The sequence below is a fragment of the Flavobacterium sp. GT3P67 genome, assembly GCF_004349155.1.
GTDB lineage: Bacteria > Bacteroidota > Bacteroidia > Flavobacteriales > Flavobacteriaceae > Flavobacterium > Flavobacterium ranwuense.
On record NZ_SMLF01000001.1, the window covers coordinates 27165 to 44777 of the forward strand.

The window sequence follows — 17613 nt, forward strand, 5'->3', positions numbered from 1 at the left end:
ATATTAGTATATTATTTTTATTTTTTGCTTTCCGCTTTATCTTTGTCCGTTTTTAGCGTTACTTTATCTCCAGAATTTAAGTCCTTTGAAACGGTAGTATAAGGTCCGGTTATAACAACATCTCCATTTTTAAGACCTGTTAAAACCTCAATATTTGTATCGTCTTGGATTCCAGTTTTGATGATTCTAATTTTAGCTTTATCGCCTACTTTTACAAATACGCATTCAAACTTTTTGTCACTTTTAGGTGCAGCTCCTTTTTGTTCTTCATTAGGATCTTCTACTTTAATTTCTTTTACAGCTGTCGTATCTGATTTTACCACTACTGAACTAATTGGCACGGACAACACATTCGTTTTAGTTTCTGTAATGATATCAACCGTTGCAGTCATTCCAGGTCTAAAAGGAGAATATGTATCCGGTTTTCCCTCTAATAAATCTTGATACGATTCTTTAAGGATTCTTACTTTAACTTTAAAATTAGTCACCTGATCTGCTGTCAAAGCTGAACTGGCCGAATTAGAAATACTAGTTACAACACCCTTAAATTGTTTTTTTAGATAAGCATCAACTTCAACATTCGCTTCATCTCCCACTTTAATTTTTACAATATCATTTTCATTAACATCTACTTCAACCTCCATATTATTTAAGTTAGCTACTCTCAAAATCTCCGTTCCCGTCATCTGTTGCGTTCCTAAAACACGCTCTCCCAATTCTACGTTTAACATCGAAATAGTTCCATCCGCAGGCGCATAGATTGTAGTACGTCCTAAATTGTCTTTGGCTTCATTTACTGTTGCCGAGGCACTTTGAACATTAAAATAAGCGGTTTGCTTAGCTGCTTTGGCCACCTCATAAGAGGCAACTGCTTTATCCCAATCTGACTTTGAAATAATTCCTTTTTCGAATAATGTTTTATTTCTGTCGTAACTTGATTTAGATTCCTTGAACGAAGCATCCGCCTGACTCAAATTTGCTCTGGTTCCTGATAAATTGGAAACCGAACGATTGTAGCCTGAAGTATACAAATCCGGATTTATTTTAACCAATAAATCTCCTTTCTTTACAACTTGTCCTTCTTTTACGTTTAAAGATATAATCTCTCCAGATACCTCAGATGAAATTTTAACCTCAATTTCTGGTTGAATTTTCCCTGTAGCCGAAACCGTTTCAACAATAGTTACAGGATTAACTTGGGCGATTTCAACTTCAGTTCCCTTGTCCTTATTTCCGATAGCTCCTGATTTTGAAAGTGCTATTAACGCAACAATAATTACTACTGCTCCACCTATTAAGATATAAATTGTTTTCTTTGACATGATAAATTAGTTTTTGATAAGTGGAATTCCAAAATAGAATTCTAATATTTTAATTTTAAAAATATAATCGTATTTTGTTCTAAGAACATCTGATTGTGCATTAGTAAGTAAGGTTTGTGACTGATTAAAATCAAAAGAATTCATCAAACCTACCGCGTATTTTTCTTTAGCATAATCATACGCTCCCTGTCTGGACTCAAGAGCCACAACCGAAGATTCATAAGCATTCAATGCGCCTTTCGCATCTGCAAATGCAGTGAAAACATTTCTTTGTAAATCTAAATCTTGTTGCTCTACAGCAATTTTTGATCTTTCCAGACTTACTTTAGAACGCTCTACATTGTTTCTTGCTGAAAACCCATTAAAGATAGGAATCGATAGCTGAGCCCCAAAAGAATGTCCTTTGTTATCACTAAATTGATCAAAGAAAGGCAAAGCTTTTCCTAATACGGGAGAAAAATTATTTTGTAAAACATCTTGATTTGTACCCTCCACATACCCAACTACAGATGTAGGATTTGAAGTATTTGGTTGAAAACCCACAACTCTGTCACTATAACCAACCCTAGAACTAAAACTATAAAAACCTTGTAAAGTAGGTTGATAAGCTCCTTTGGCAATTGCTACATTTTTCTGTGCAATCTCTAAATTAGTTCTGGCAATTTTCAATTCAGTTCTACCTTCTTTGGCTTTATCATAAATGGCAGTTGGTGTTTGTGCCATAATGTTATTTTCATCTTTAACATCGGTATCATCCACCACATCAAAATTTTCAAAGTCTTTCAACTGTAACAATTGAGCCAAACTTAATTTTGAAATTAATAACGCATTGTCAGCAGCAATAACATTTTGGTTGTTTAATGCCACAGTAGCTTTTATGTCCAATAAATCCCCTCGTGGAATAGATCCTGCTTTAACTAATTCTTCTGAGCGTGCATATTGCTTTTCATTAATCCCCAATTGTTCTTTTTGCACTTTTAAGTTTTCTTTGTTAAAAAGCACCTGTAAAAAAGCATTAGCAACATTCAATGCTACATCTTCCTGCATTTTGAGCAATTGATATTTGGCCGCCATTATCGAAAGATTGGCTTTTCGCAATGTATTTTGGTTTTGTAAACCTTTGTAAATATCCACTCCTACATTTGCCCCAGCAGAAGTAAACTGTGTAGTTTGATTTTGTAAAAGCCCGGTTGTGATATCCTGATTCAAACCAATATTCCAGGAATGGGAAGCACTGGCATTAAGCGAGGGTAGGAAATTCCCAATAGCTCCTTTTTTATCAATGTTTGCCGTTTTAGAATCTAATTCGGATTGTTTGATTGAGATGTTATTTTGTATGGCATATTTTACGCATTCTTCCAGAGTCCATTTTTTGGTTTGTCCCTGAACGGACAAACCAAACAGCACGATAAAAACGAAACTGATACAACTATTTTTTTTCATATATTTTGAATGAAAGTGTAGCAAAGATACTACACATATTTAACATTTTTTTAAAAACTAAAATTCTTTTTTGAGTGTATTTTTAAGGTTTCATTTCTTCATTTTTTAGACCTTGATTCCATACTTTAATTTTATCCGAAGCTTTAATTCCGCTTTTAATTTCAACATAAATTCCATCACTGACCCCCAAGACTAAATCTTTTCTTGTGAATTTTTGTACTCCGGTTTCAACCTCTACATAGGGTTTTTGTGTTTTTTTATCAAATTGAATTAGGGATTCTTTTACCGCTAAAACTTTATCCGCTTTTTCCAAAATAATCGAGGCATTTGCACTTAAACCTGCTCTGATAAAAGTATCGTCTCTGTTGGTCAAAGATGCTTTTATTTCGAATTGAATCGCTCCATTCTCTGTTTTACCTTTTGGGGCAATATATTGTAGAATGGCATCGAATTTTTTGTTTTCAATGGCGCCAACTGTAATTTCGATTGGTAATTTTTCTTTTATTTTACCTACTTCTGATTCGTCAATTTTTCCAACGAAAATCATACGCCCAACATCGGCAACGCTTGCTATTGTTGTTCCTTCGTTGAAATTATTACTTTCAATTACTTGGTTCCCTACTTTTACCGGAACATCCAGCACCATTCCATTTACTGTAGAACGAATCAAAGTATTGGCATAACTTCCCAGTCCTGAAGTTGTTCCTGTTTTCACAATGTCATACCCTTGTTTAGATGCACTATAATTCTGTTTCGCTTGTTTATATGCTAATTGTGCCGCATCAAAATCATTGGCAGAAATAACGCCTTTATCAAACAACGTTTTTTGTCTTAAAAACACTTTCTCTTGATTATCCAAAGCAATTTTTGATGTTTGAACCTGGTTTTGAGAATTACTCAAATTAGATACATTGGCAACAACTTTAATCTTTGCAATTAAATCGCCAGCTTTTATATTCTCCCCAGCTTTAATGTAAACAGCTTCAATAATACCTGAAATATTAGGTTTGATAAGCACCTCTTCATCCGGAACAATATTACCGGTTGCAATCGTATTCTTCACAATCGTTTTTATTTCTGCCTTATCGGTTTCAAAAACAACTGGAGATTCCTGATTCTTGGCATACAAATAATACAAGGCACCGGAGAACACTAGTGCGATCGTAATTAAAATAGTTACGGTTAATCCTTTTTTCATTTTGCTTATTGTTTAATCGATTATATAATTTTTGATTGATATTTTATTCTGTTCTTAATGCGTCTACTGGCTTTACGTTTATGGCCGTTTGAGCCGGAATTAATCCTGCAAATAAACCGGAACCGATGAGTATGAGTAAAGCAATAAAAACAACTGTCAAATCTACACTTGGGTTGGCAAACATCATTCCTTCACTTGGCATCGACTCTAAAACCATATTGATAACAGCTAATAATCCTGTGGCCAATGCAATTCCAAACATTCCTGCGATAATAGTCAGAAAAATAGCTTCTGATAATATTTGGGAACGAATGGCACCCGGCGTTGCTCCTAATGCTCTTCGAATTCCTATTTCCTTTGTGCGTTCTTTGACAACAATCAACATGATATTAGAAATTCCAATTACTCCGGAAAGTAACACCAGTGTTCCTACAAAATAAGCAATGAATTTTAGAATAAAAAACAAGCCTTGTATTTTGCTGAACTCCTGAAACAAATCAAAATTCCCAATTGCTCTGTCATCTTGAGGATGTATCGAATGTCTGGATTTCATAAAGTCTAGAATTTTAGGTTTCAACTCTGTAATTGATGCATCATCATTAGCTGTAAGTGCCATCCATCCTACTGTGTCCCCATAATTAAAAGCTTGCTGAAAAGTAGTAAATGGCATAAAAATATTTTTTTGAGCGGATTCAGCATCTCCATTATTTCTAGATTTAGAGTTATAAACACCCACCACCATAAAATTAACTCCATTTATCTTGATATAAGTTCCTATAATCTCTTCTGCTTTTTCATACATTTCGTTTATTACACCTTGACCAATAACCGCAACTTTACGCTTCAATACAATATCTTGCTGATTCACAAAACGCCCTTTTATGATATCCATCGATTCTTGCTTAATCAACTCTGGATAATCCCCATAAATAGTATAGGCTGCCGTTTTTGTCCCTCTTACCACATTGTTTGCTCCTTCAAAACCCCCCAATTGATTTCTAGGCGAAACGTATAATAAATCCGGAAAATTCTCTTTCAAAGCAGTAACATCAACGTTTTTAAAATCGAATTGTCTGGTGGCAGGCAATCCTTTGAACGGTTTCGAAGTAGTTTGCGACCACATAAACATCGTATTTGTTGCAATTCCGTCAAAACCTTTTTTAACACCATTTTCCAATCCATTTCCTGCGGCGAGTAATATTACCAAAATAAATATTCCCCAAAAAACACCAAACGCCGTAAGAATCGTCCTGAATGTATTAGCCGTTAAAGCCTCTAAAATTTCGTTCCATTTATCTCTGTCAAACATAATTATTCGTCTCTAAGTGCTACAATGGGTTTTATTTTGGCAGCTCTGTATGCCGGAAAAAATCCAGCTAAAGCACCAGCAACAACTAATAATATCAAGGTGGTCAAAGCAATACTAAAATCAACTTCGGGATTCAGAAAATAATCGCTTGATACTTGCGGGCCTACTAATTCCAACAACAACAAACTTGATAAAAGCCCCACAAATCCTGCTATTGTCGTAATAAAAATGGATTCATGCAAAATCATTCCAATAATAGAAACCGGAGATGCTCCAAGTGCTTTTCTAATACCAATTTCTTTGGTTCTTTCTTTTACAATAATCAACATAATGTTACTTACCCCAACTACTCCAGCTATTATGGTACAAATCCCAACCCACCAAAAAAACAATCGGATATACAGGTTCAAATCATAAAACTGTTTTGCATTTTTTATGGAATTATTAATTCCTATGGCACTTTCATCATCAGGCGCAATTGTATTTTTACTTTTTAACAATTGATCTAATTCCTTTGTAAACTTATTTGATTGCGCTAAAGCTTCTTCATAAGTAGCCTTTTTTGTTAGCGTAAAAGACAAATTGCTAATTCTGTCCCCAATCCCAAAAGCTTTTTGTGTAGTCGTTATTGGCAGATACACTCTGGATTCTTCTCTTTCTCCAGCTGGATCGGTAAAAACACCAACCACTTTAAAATTGATATTGTTAATTACAATTTGCTCTCCAATAGGATTCTTGTCTTTGAATAAATCCAATTTTACTTTTTGTCCAATGGCCGCAACTTTCTCACTGCTTACCAAATCATTATTATTAATGAATCTTCCATTAACAATTGTTGCATTTTCAATGGCCTGATAATCCGGATAAACACCTCTATATTGATAATTCCCAGTTTCTTTACCATAAACAATTACACCATTCCAAAAACTATAGGTAGCCGCTTTTTTATCTAATAAATCTCCGAATTTTTGCACTGAAATATCATAATCGCTGTTGCGAAATTGGATTTGTCTTCCAGGATTCAATCCTTTGTATTCTTTGGCAGTAGTTCCTGTCCAAACTTCAATTATACCATCGGCATCACGTTCAAACTGTTTTTCAATCCCGTTTTGAAGTCCTTTGCCCACACCCAAAAGAATAACTAATATGAAAATTCCAGAAGCCACAGAAATTCCCGTGAGAAAAGTTCTCAGTTTGTTCTTGGCAATTGCCTCAAAAATTTCCTGCCAGCGTTCTACATTAAACATAAGTGGATGCTCTTACTTGTTCTACTAATTTATCATCGATGATTAAACCATCTTTATAAGAAGAAGCTCTAACTTGTTGCACTAATTTATCATCAATGATCAAACCGTCTTTCAAAACAACATTTCTTTTACACATGGCAGCAATATCAGGCTCGTGCGTTACAATCAAAATGGTTTTTCCCTCGTCATTAATCCCTTGTATCAACTCCATAACTTCATAAGATGTTTTGGTATCCAAAGCTCCTGTAGGCTCATCAGCCAATAATACTTTGGGATTTGATGCTAATGCTCTTGCAATCGCAACACGTTGTTTTTGTCCACCGGAAAGTTCATTTGGCAAGTGATGTGAATGCGATGACAAACCTACTTTCTCCAAAAAATTCATCGCAATTTCATTACGTTCTTTCCTTTTCACACCCTGATAATACAATGGCATCGCCACATTATCCAAAGCGCTTTTATAATTAATCAAATTGAAAGATTGAAAAACAAAACCTAAAAATTTGTTGCGATATCTTGAAGCAATAGTCTCGTTGAGATTTTTAATAGGCACACTATCCAAAATATAATTCCCAGAATCAGCTTCATCAAGTATTCCAAGAATATTAAGCAGTGTAGATTTTCCCGAACCGGAAGACCCCATAATAGCCACTAATTCCCCTTCTTTAATGTTGAAATTAATTCCTTTTAACACATGTAATTCGGAATTTCCCATTTTATAGGACTTATGCAAATCTTTAATTTCAATCATAATTATGTTAATTTTAAAACAATATTAATTCTTCTCTAAAAGAAATTGTAATAAGAAAACGTTAATACCTTTATCAGGAATTTAATCATAAGACATAATTGTTATGAAAATGTTACACATTAATCCTAAAAAAGAATTGTTTTGCTAATTTTGCCTCATCAAACTAAAATAAAATGCATAAATTTTTTTCAGCCCTACTTATAATTCTGTCTATCGCATTGATTACAAGTTGCTCTACAACCAGTAAAATAGCCACTTTAAAACCAGAACCGGACGATGCCATTCCTTTAGTTTACGAAAACATTCCTTCCTTTATTAATTTACCCATCAGCGTAAAACTGAAGGATATCGAAAATCAAACGAACTCACTCCTGAATGGGTTGATCTATGAAGACAACAATATTGAAGATGATGACATTGAAATGAAGATTTGGAAATTAGCACCTATCACAATCAAAAATGACAACGGAGCTAATGGTCAAAAAATCAGAACGGTCTTACCTTTGAAAGCTATCGTAAAATACAGGATTGGAACAAAGAAAATGGGAGTCGAATTGTACAACACTAAAGAATTTAATCTTGATGGTGTGGTCACTTTGCTCAGTGATGTAGGTTTGACCAATTGGAAAATGAATACCAAAACAGAACTAAAATCATTGGATTGGAATGAAAGTCCAACGATGACAGTTTTTGGAAAAAATGTGCCCGTAACCTATCTTATCAATCCGGGAATAAAGCTTTTCAAGTCTAAAATAGAAAAGAAAATTGATGATGCCATTGCAAAATCAATGGATTTTAAACCGAATGTTTTGGCCGCTTTAGAGAAAATTTGCGCTCCTTTTCAAATGAGTGACACTTATGAAAGTTGGCTTCGAATTGTTCCTATCGAAATTTATTCTACCAATGCCAAACTCAAAAATGACACTTTTGTACTAGAAATGGGAATGAAATGCAACATGGAAACATTAATAGGAAAGCAACCCGAATCTAAATTTAATGCCAGCAAAATCATTTTAAAACCTGTCTCCAAAATACCTCAGGAAATCACCGCAAACATTGTTGCTGTTTCTACCTATCTGGAAGCATCAAAACTAATGACCAAGAATTTTGCCGGACAAGAATTTGGTTCAGGATCCAAGAAAATAAAAGTTCAGAATGTTGCTATTTGGCACAAAAACGGAAAAATGATAATCGCTTTAGATGTATTGGGATCTGTAAATGGAACCATTTATTTAGCCGGTTTTCCTCAATATAACGACAAAACCAAAGAAGTCTATTTTGATGAATTAGATTATGCCTTAGACACAAAAAACAAATTAATGCGAACTGCTAATTGGCTGGCGCAAGGGTTAATTTTAAGAAAAATAGAACAAAGTTGTCGCTACTCCATAAAACCAAATCTTGAAGAAGGTCAAAAAAGCATGATGACTTATTTAAAAAACTATTCTCCAATGCAAGGTGTTTTTGTAAACGGAAAAATGGAGGAGATTCAATTTCAAAAAATCCAATTGACTAATCAAGCTATTATTGCCTTTATCAAAGTAAAAGGAACAGTGAATGTGTCCGTAGATGGATTGAAATAGAGTAATCAGTTTTTAGTTTTTAGTGATCAGTTACCATGTGCTTTAAACTAAAAAAATTGAAATACACTATTTTAAGATTGACTTTTGATATTGCTATTGAAATTAATTTTTTAGGATTTCTTCTTTTTCATTCGATAAATGGCATAACCAATTCCTGCGACAAGCAGATATGGAATTACCATTAAATAAACGATTCCGTCATTTACCGCAGCTGCCTTTGTTGTATTACCTTCGCTGGTCAATGCGGCGCGACACATGGCGCATTGTGCATTTGCAGTTTGTGAAAATAAACAAAGGGCAATAAGCAATAGACTATAGTTAAAAATACTTTTTGACCTTTTTGCCAATTGCAAATTGCTAATTATTTTTCTACTATACATAATATGGTGAAATCATTAAATAAACAACCACTCCAGTTACGGCAACATACAACCAAATTGGAAAAGTAATTTTTGCTATTTTTTTATGAGTATCAAATTTTTGCGACAATGCTCTAACATACGTTATTAAAACCATAGGAATAATGGCAATCGATAAAATAATATGCGTAATTAATATAAAGAAATAAACGTATCGAATTGTTCCTTCACCACCAAATTTTGTTGAATCAGAAGTCATATGATATGCAACATACATGACAAGAAAAGCAACAGACAAAGCAATAGCCGAAGTCATCAACCTTTCATGAAGTTTTCTTTTACCATTTTTAATAGCCATCACTGCAGCAATTAAAATAATCGCGGTGATACCATTGGTAGTAGCATATATTGGCGGCAAAAAAGAAAGTGGCTCGACATTATATCCAAAATCTTTTAGTTTTACTCCAAAAAGTATGGCAACCACAACCGGTATTAAAATTGAAACTGCAATGATGAGCTTGCTGAATTTTTGTTCTAACGAAATGTTTTCCATTATTATTCTTCTAATAAAATATTAATATCTTGTTGAATGTTTCTTACTCCTTTTTTATCTAAACCATCGTAATATAAAATTGGATTTCCAAAATCATCGTTTCTACAACGGATATTTCCATTTTTATCAATCAAGGCAAACAATCCTGAATGCTCAAAACCACCTGCAACTTTTTTATTTTCACCCGCGTAAAGATTAAAACCTTTATTGGCTAAATTAAAAATATAAGCTTTGTCTCCGGTTAAAAAATTCCAATTAGAGGATTTTACACCTAATAGTTTTGAATGATCTTTTAATACTTGTGGAGTGTCGTGTTGTGGATCAATAGTGATAGAGACAATTCCAAAATTAGGATTACCAAAAAAACTCTTCTCTAAAACTAACATACTTTCATTCATCTTAGGACAAATCGTAGGACAGGTAGTAAAGAAAAATTCCAAGACATACACTTTCCCTTTGTAAGTTTCATTAGTAATCTTCTTATTGTCTTGATTTATTAATTCGAATTTAGGCGCAGGTCCTATTTTAATTAATTGCCCTTCTTCTGCAGTTGCTGGATTAACACTGTCCAGTCTATCCCCTTGAACCACTTTATCGTTTTTAATTCTCTCAACAATTTTTGGAACAGCGTAAATGCCGAAAATCAAAATAATAAAAGAGATTCCTATGTATGATTTATTTTTGAACATAAAATATTAAATTTTTCTGGTGGCGTTATTGTTCTTTTTAAGAGCAGCACGATATTCATAAAGAATAACTTTAAAATCATCAAGCATTTCGTTACTCAACTCCGCTGGATGAAATGTACTATACCCCTCTTTAGTATCTTTCACTAGTTTTCGACCTCGAAGATTTCGTTTCTTATCAATGATGTAGACTTTTGGTGTACCTGAATTTTCATCTAATTTTTCCGCCAATTTTAATTGAGCATAATAGGCATTAATATCTTCCGTCGACGCAAATACAAAGCGCCACTGGGCAACATCCGTAAAAGCACCCAGAGCATCAACCACTTTTTTGGCATCTTTTTCAGTTCCGGTTGGACAAATCATCACAAACTGAACATCTTTGAACTCATGATACCTTTGATAAATTTTTTGATTTAAATTAAAAAGATTTCCTCTGTTTTTTAAAAGTTCAGTACCCATAAAACCGAGAATCGTTACTTTGCCATTCAAACTAACTTTTTGACCGTCTAAAGATTGCCAATTACCTAAATCAGCGGTATTAGGAGTTATTGTTGGTAATTTAGTAAACCCGTTCACACCCGAAGCAAAAAAAAGGTAGGCAACTATAGGCAAAATAAAAAGAACGAAAAGGACACTATTTTTTTTCATTGTAATAATACTATTAAAGTACAAAAATAAAAAAAGGTACGCAATGCGTACCCTTTTATTGAATTAATATCTTGTTAAAAATTCCATTTAATGGTAGAATTCTTAAAAACCTCATAAATATAATCCCCTTCTGTCAAAAGAATGAAGAGTAAATATAATATCAGAAAAATTACTGGAAGAACAACTGCGCTTCTTAAAGAACTTTTTTCACCTTCCATGTGCATAAATGCATATACAATGTAATAGGCTTTAAAAATAGTAAGAGCATAGAATATCCAATTAAGTAAATTCATACTTAAAAAATCATTCATGAAAAGAAAATCCGGTTTCAATATACCCAAATAAACTTCTACTACTGTAACGGCAGATAATATTCCGAAAACTTTCCAGATTCTACCTATATTAGATACGTGTTCGTGTGACATGATAATTACTTTTGAAAATTAAACTAGATAGAAAACTGTAAATACAAATACCCAAACTAAATCGACAAAGTGCCAATAAAGACCCACTTTTTCTACCATTTCATAACTTTTTCTTTTCTCATAAGTTCCAATTAACACATTGAAAAATATGATAATATTTATGATTACTCCAGAAAAAACGTGAAATCCGTGAAATCCAGTGATAAAGAAAAAGAAGTCAGCAAATAATTTACTTCCGTATTCGTTTCTTTTCAAGTTTGCGCCTTCAACAACATAATGTGCTTGACTTAATCTTGCTTCAGACTCTTCTCTTGAAAGAATTGTTTTCTTCTTCTCTTTGGTTATTACCTCAGTTCTGATTAAAAGTTCAGGATGCGCTTTGAAACCCGCTTGAACTTCGGCAACAGAATAAGAAGGCAAACTTGGTTCATCCATAAACCATTTTGCACTGCTCCTTGTCAATTGTTCTCTTTCTTCAGGCGAAATAGCCGCAAAATCAGCTAAAGCTACACGGTGTCCATCTTTATCAACAAACTGAAGTAAACTTCCTCCTTTTGTTTCAATAGCACCGTATTCTCCTTTAATAAAATTTTTCCATTCCCATGCTTGAGATCCTACGAAAATCAAACCACCAATAATGGTTAAAAACATATAAAGAACTACTTTATTTTTTTTCATTTGATGACCTGCATCAACAGCCAAAACCATTGTTACAGATGAAAAAATCAAAATAAAGGTCATTAATGCCACATAATACATCGGAGCAGATACTCCATGCAAAAATGGAAAGTGCGTAAACACTTCATCGGCCAACGGCCAAGTTTCAATAAATTTAAATCGAGAAAAACCATACGCCGCCAGAAATCCTGAGAACGTTAAAGCATCTGATACTATAAAAAACCACATCATCAATTTGCCATAACTTGCTCCCATTGGCTCATTGCCGCCTCCCCAAGTTTTTTCTTCACTATTTGCAGTAGTAACTGTCGCTTCCATAAAAGTTATTCGTTAAAAAGTTCCCAAATTTACGTTTTTTTCTTATTTAAAGAAATATAAAAACAAAAACAAATAAACCCATAATAAGTCAAGAAAGTGCCAGTACATTGCACCAAGTTCAATTCCAAGGGTTTGAGATGAATTGTATTTTTGTTTAAAATGATTATAAATTATAATTAGAAGTGAAATCACGCCACCAGCAAGGTGAATCAAGTGCACAACCGTAACAACGTATAAAAAAGTCGTGGTTATTGAGCTTCCACTTCCGGTGAAATAATACCCATTATCCACTATTTGTCCAAATCCTACGAACTGTAAAATTACAAACAATATTCCTAGAACTAATGTAGTCAAAAGAAAAATTGTCGTTTTACTTTGATTGTTTTTCTGAATCGCTTTTTTAGCCAAATAAAAAGTAACGCTACATCCTATTATTGCAACAGTACTGTAATAAAACGCTATTGGTAATTGAAAATCCTTCAACCAGTCCGCTCTGGATTTACTCACTACAAAAGCACTCGTAAGTCCTGCAAACATCATGGTCATACTTACCATTGCAAATAACAAAATCAATTTATAGGATCTTGCCGTTCTGGATTTTTGCTCCTCAGCTGTCATTATCATCTCCATAACTATCTTAAAAATTTATCAAATATATAAACCAATTGTAACAATGTAATATAAGAAACACTAACTAACATTAATGTTCTTGCTGCTTTTGCAGTTCTTAATTTGTACAACCGAACAGCATAAAAAAGCATCCATAGTCCCAGTAAAAATACAACAATCGCAGCAATTGGCGTTATGTATAAACGCCCAGTATAACCAAAAACGGGTAAAAGTGACGCTAAAATTAACCAAACCGTATATAAAATAATCTGCAAGGCTGTTCCTTTGTCTTTTTTACCTGTAGGCAACATGAAGAAACCTGCTTTCTCATAATCTTCATACAAAAACCATCCAATAGCCCAAAAATGTGGAAATTGCCAAAAAAACTGAATTAAAAATAAAGTTCCTGCTTCTATCCCAAATTCTCCCGTTGCCGCAACCCATCCCAACATAAAAGGAATTGCTCCAGGAAAAGCTCCAACAAAAACAGACAACGAGGTCATCGTTTTCATAGGAGTATAAACGCTTGTATATAAAAATATTGAAATGGCGCCAAACATAGCGGTTTTTGGATTGATTGTATAAAGCAACGCAATTCCAACAATCGTCAAAAGACTCGCAATAATCAAAGCTGCAACCTGAGACATTCTGCCAGCTGGAACGGGACGATTTTTCGTTCTATCCATCAAGGCATCAAGGTCTTTTTCGATAACTTGGTTAAAAGCATTTGATGCCCCCACCATACAGTATCCACCAACTGCCAATTTTAATAAAACCACCCAATCTAATGAATGCAAATCATAAATCCCAAGCATAAATCCAGCAATAGACGAAAAGACAACACTAATAGCTAAACGCGCCTTAGTGATCTCTCGGAAATCAATATAAATGGATTTTAATGAAAATGTATTTTGTGTTGCGTTCAATACTAGAGTTTGTTTGTTTTTAAAAACTTCTGCAAAAGTAGTGTATCAAAAGGGATTTGACAAAAAACAATTCACAAAAAGATTAATAATCAAAATACCAATTAAAAATATCAGCTCTCAGTCCTAAAGTAAACCAATTGGTGCTTTCAGTGAAAGTTGTTGCCGTGTTTTTTGTAGGATCAAAACTTCTATAAATATAACTTCCAAAAAGCTTCAGGTTCGTCGATGGATTCACTAAATAACCCCCTTGAAAATCAGCAATAAAAACAGCCGTTTTATTTCCCTGACCTACTTTTACACCACTATCAAAAGCTCTTTTCTCATCGTAATCTTTATAGATATTTCCTCCGTAATTAAAACTGTCTTCGGCTGTATCAAAATCCAAACCTCGAGTCCCCACAGTAACTTTTGCATCAGCAAAAAGCCTTCCTTTATGAAAGCGCGCTATAGCGATAAATTCCTTGAAATTCCCTCCCCATTGATGCCCAATACTTTGGTTGTTATGACCGTAATTTGTAATTGGCATACTATGAGAATACACATAGGGACGTACATGATTGTATTCTAATTGTAATAGTAAATTATCTACTTTGAATGCATTGTAGTACTTCACACCCAGCTGATATCCATATTTATTTTTCCAACTATTATCTCCTTCTTTGATATCTCCAAGAGAAAATTCATCTAGAATAAACTGTCCGTAAAAGTTAATTTGATTGCTCCATTTGTACTTAAAAGTCAACCCTAAAACTGCATTTCCGCTTCTGGCTGAAGAAGCAAATTCAACCGAACGATAAAAAATAATAGGATTTACAAAACTCACATCAAATCCCCTGTCATTCGAATTGGTCCAAATTACCGATTCGAAAAAACCAAGATTCAGTTTATTCGAAACATTCCAACTCAAATAATGGTTTGCCATAAATTTTGTGGCATACGTTCTTTCTAATGTCACCTCAGGACGAACATCCTTGAGCCACATGTAAGTATTGGTATATTTTATTTTCCAAAAATTAGTATTCAATTTAAAATAAGGATACGGACTGGCGCCATCACTTTCTAACAAAGAACGGTATCCGTCCCCAATAAAATTTCTGCCATAACCCAATTGTAAATCAATATGTTTACTGGGTGCAAAAGTCAAATTGGCTTCCGCCAAAGGAAAATCATATCCATCCGTTTTGAAATCTTTTGCAATTCCTATCCCAGGAATAATAGCAGGATTTCCTCCCGCAGGTCTAATAGATTCAGCATAACGATTGAAGTAACCCGCAAAACGCCCTTGACTTTCAAAAACCGTGGTCGAAAAGTTAAGCTGCTTGCCCAAACCTCCTCTAAAATTTATTCCGCGTGTGTTTACGTATGTATAAGACGCCTCACTTTTTGAAGCTTTCCCAACCTGTAAATCAAGTATAGGATTTAGTGTAAACCAATATCCTTCTCCTTGGATTTCTACCGTACTCTCATTCCATAATTTTCTTGCCCACCAACCTGAAGCTTTCTTTTTTATCTTTTCATTAACTGCTTTCAGATCATAATATTTTGAAACCTCAGCATATGTATATGGTTTTGAAGCAGTGTGATTATTACTTCCCACTTGATTTAAAGAACCATCAAATTGTGCGTAATAACTATGCGAAAAAGGAACATTCAAATAGCTTTCAAACTCCGGATTATTGAACTTTTTATATACAATACTATCTAATTCAGTAAGTTTTGGTTTGTTATTTGAAACCATTTCGGCTTTCGCCAAAGCTTCAGCTTCGAGTTCTCCTCTACTTTTTAAGGGTATAGTAATAGTGATGGTAAACTTAGAATAGGTTGGTTTTCCGTTATACGTTGACGGTTCTATTTTTGGAAATGTCCCAAAAACCCTTTTTGTTTCTTTTATCAATGCCTCATCAACAGCATCAACATAAATCACTTTAAAAACACCATTGCTGTCTACTTCAAAAAGGACTTTTACATTCCCCTTAAAGTTATTTTGTTTTAAATTATCCGGAATTTGAAAATTTTGAAAAACAAAATCCTGAACTTGATTGTAAAAACAATTTTCTAATACTTTCGATTGTAAATTTACACAATCAGGAAAAACAGGAAATCGCTCCGCCGAATTGCCAGATTGCACTGAAGTAGTATTTAAATCTTGGGAATATGCAAAAAAGGAATACAAAAATAAAAAGAAAACTAACAACCTTTTTTTCATGTTTATGAATTTTGTGAATTTAATATTCATTATGTGAATTTTGTCCGTTAGCAATAATTTTCGCACCTGATGTACCTATCCTTTTCACTCCTAATTGAATCATCATAACCGCTTCTTCATAAGTTCTCACACCTCCTGCAGCTTTCACCGGAAGGGGCGATGCGTTTTCAAGCATCATCATTATCGAGGGAATAGTCGCGCCGTTTGGCAAATTATTTTCTGTTTTATAAAATCCCGTAGAAGACTTCACAAAAACCGAAGCAAAAAGCTCTTGTTTAAAATTAGAAACAATTACATTTTTTATCAAACTGGATAACTGGATAATTTCTTTATCACTAAGAGCTGCCACTTCAATAATCCACTTTACTACTTTATTATTATCTAAACCTAATTGGGTGCATTTCAGAATTTCTTCTTTTACCAAGTCGGCCTCTCCTCTTTTGAAAGCTTCATAATTGCATACAAAATCTAAATCATCAGCACCATCATGTATCGCTTGAAGAGCTTCATTAAGTTTATTTTCTAATGAAGATTTGCCTTCTGGAAAATCGATAACTGTTCCTATTGACACAACTGAATTTGCCTCAACAATCATTTTTTTTGCCAAAGAAACCATATTAGGACGAATCATAATAAGCTTAAAATGCTCCTCGATTGCTTCTTGGATAAATCCTTTGACTACCAAAGTATTTTCTTCTTCGCTGAGTCCCGCTTGTTTCGCCGTTTTTAAATAGGTAGAATCTAAATATTGCTTGATATTCATTGCGCTTTTGATTTCTTAATTATAGCAGATTATGACTCACAAAAATACATTTTATATACACATAAGTTGAATATAAAATTTTACTATTTTTTTTTAACGCTAGAACTGAAGTTTTTATATGCTTTAAAAAGAAAGACCAGCTAAACTAAATAAACATTCGTGTTTCTGAATGCTATAAAATAAAAAGTCCCACCAAAGTGGGACTCTATTTAAATTGAATTTTATCTGAATTTCGTTTTTAAATCCAATAAAATGATAAAAGCTACTCCTAAAATTGCACCAGATAAATTTGCTAAAACATCAAATACATCTGCATGTCTGGTAGCGGTTAATAATTCTTGCGCAATTTCAATACCTATTCCAAAAAAAACAGAAACCAGAAAAGAAACTATTATAGGTTTTAAACTGTTTACAGCATTTGTCTGTTTTTGAAAAAACAAAAAACAAAGCATCGTTAAAACAAAATGAAAAAAGACATGCACTAATTTATCTAGATTTGAAACATCTCCTAACGGAACATTATTCAGTTGAACTAAACAAAAAAAAGCAATAACTCCAGCCCATAATAATACTGCCAAAAAATATA

General features: G+C 33.6%; 18 protein-coding genes. 1 reads left to right on the top strand and 17 read right to left on the bottom strand.

Features of this window, described 5'->3' with window-relative positions; all coding sequences use genetic code 11:
- Positions 1-17 precede the first annotated feature (17 nt).
- The 6 genes from E0H99_RS00150 to E0H99_RS00175 form a co-directional block, all read right to left on the bottom strand.
- A complete protein-coding gene (locus E0H99_RS00150) occupies positions 18-1322 on the bottom strand; it encodes an efflux RND transporter periplasmic adaptor subunit (protein WP_131990244.1) in 1305 nt (434 codons plus the stop codon).
- A gap of 6 nt (positions 1323-1328) precedes the next feature.
- On the bottom strand, positions 1329-2765 hold the full coding sequence (locus E0H99_RS00155; RefSeq protein WP_131990245.1) for a TolC family protein: 1437 nt from the start codon (positions 2763-2765) through the stop codon (positions 1329-1331).
- A gap of 82 nt (positions 2766-2847) precedes the next feature.
- Positions 2848-3963, bottom strand: coding sequence for an efflux RND transporter periplasmic adaptor subunit (locus E0H99_RS00160; protein WP_131990246.1), 1116 nt, complete (start codon positions 3961-3963; stop codon positions 2848-2850).
- A gap of 43 nt (positions 3964-4006) precedes the next feature.
- Positions 4007-5272 carry an ABC transporter permease gene (locus tag E0H99_RS00165; RefSeq protein ID WP_131990247.1) on the bottom strand — a complete coding sequence of 422 codons (1266 nt, stop codon included), beginning with the start codon at positions 5270-5272 and terminating at the stop codon, positions 4007-4009.
- A 2-nt stretch (positions 5273-5274) separates the two neighbouring features.
- Positions 5275-6519 carry an ABC transporter permease gene (locus tag E0H99_RS00170; RefSeq protein ID WP_131990248.1) on the bottom strand — a complete coding sequence of 415 codons (1245 nt, stop codon included), beginning with the start codon at positions 6517-6519 and terminating at the stop codon, positions 5275-5277.
- On the bottom strand, positions 6512-7270 hold the full coding sequence (locus E0H99_RS00175) for an ABC transporter ATP-binding protein (RefSeq protein WP_240723416.1): 759 nt from the start codon (positions 7268-7270) through the stop codon (positions 6512-6514). The genes E0H99_RS00170 and E0H99_RS00175 overlap by 8 nt, the downstream gene beginning before the upstream one ends.
- A gap of 173 nt (positions 7271-7443) precedes the next feature.
- On the opposite strand from E0H99_RS00175, the gene E0H99_RS00180 reads away from it, so the two are divergent.
- Positions 7444-8853 carry a DUF4403 family protein gene (locus tag E0H99_RS00180; RefSeq protein ID WP_131990249.1) on the top strand — a complete coding sequence of 470 codons (1410 nt, stop codon included), beginning with the start codon at positions 7444-7446 and terminating at the stop codon, positions 8851-8853.
- Positions 8854-8963: 110 nt separating this feature from the next.
- Here the strand turns inward: E0H99_RS00180 and E0H99_RS00185 are convergent, their stop codons facing one another.
- The 11 genes from E0H99_RS00185 to E0H99_RS00235 form a co-directional block, all read right to left on the bottom strand.
- Positions 8964-9161, bottom strand: coding sequence for a hypothetical protein (locus E0H99_RS00185; RefSeq protein ID WP_394346057.1), 198 nt, complete (start codon positions 9159-9161; stop codon positions 8964-8966).
- A 64-nt stretch (positions 9162-9225) separates the two neighbouring features.
- Positions 9226-9765, bottom strand: coding sequence for a DUF420 domain-containing protein (locus E0H99_RS00190; RefSeq protein ID WP_131990250.1), 540 nt, complete (start codon positions 9763-9765; stop codon positions 9226-9228).
- A gap of 2 nt (positions 9766-9767) precedes the next feature.
- Entirely contained in the window at positions 9768-10454 is a 687-nt protein-coding gene (locus E0H99_RS00195) for an SCO family protein (protein ID WP_131990251.1), read from the bottom strand.
- A gap of 6 nt (positions 10455-10460) precedes the next feature.
- Positions 10461-11102 carry a hypothetical protein gene (locus E0H99_RS00200; protein ID WP_131990252.1) on the bottom strand — a complete coding sequence of 214 codons (642 nt, stop codon included), beginning with the start codon at positions 11100-11102 and terminating at the stop codon, positions 10461-10463.
- 74 nt (positions 11103-11176) lie between these two features.
- A complete protein-coding gene (locus E0H99_RS00205; protein WP_131990253.1) occupies positions 11177-11527 on the bottom strand; it encodes a cytochrome C oxidase subunit IV family protein in 351 nt (116 codons plus the stop codon).
- An 18-nt stretch (positions 11528-11545) separates the two neighbouring features.
- On the bottom strand, positions 11546-12523 hold the full coding sequence (locus E0H99_RS00210) for a cytochrome c oxidase subunit 3 (protein ID WP_131990254.1): 978 nt from the start codon (positions 12521-12523) through the stop codon (positions 11546-11548).
- A gap of 42 nt (positions 12524-12565) precedes the next feature.
- The gene (locus E0H99_RS00215) at positions 12566-13153 is read right to left on the bottom strand and encodes a heme-copper oxidase subunit III (RefSeq protein ID WP_131990255.1); all 588 of its coding nucleotides are present in this window, start codon (positions 13151-13153) and stop codon (positions 12566-12568) included.
- 2 nt (positions 13154-13155) lie between these two features.
- Positions 13156-14058, bottom strand: coding sequence for a heme o synthase (gene cyoE, locus E0H99_RS00220; protein ID WP_131990256.1), 903 nt, complete (start codon positions 14056-14058; stop codon positions 13156-13158).
- Positions 14059-14140: 82 nt separating this feature from the next.
- Entirely contained in the window at positions 14141-16264 is a 2124-nt protein-coding gene (locus E0H99_RS00225) for a gliding motility protein RemB (protein ID WP_131990257.1), read from the bottom strand.
- 19 nt (positions 16265-16283) lie between these two features.
- A complete protein-coding gene (deoC, locus tag E0H99_RS00230; RefSeq protein WP_131990258.1) occupies positions 16284-17027 on the bottom strand; it encodes a deoxyribose-phosphate aldolase in 744 nt (247 codons plus the stop codon).
- A gap of 221 nt (positions 17028-17248) precedes the next feature.
- Positions 17249-17605: a VanZ family protein gene (locus E0H99_RS00235; RefSeq protein ID WP_240723417.1), complete on the bottom strand. Its 357-nt coding sequence runs from the start codon at positions 17603-17605 to the stop codon at positions 17249-17251.
- Positions 17606-17613: the final 8 nt, after the last annotated feature.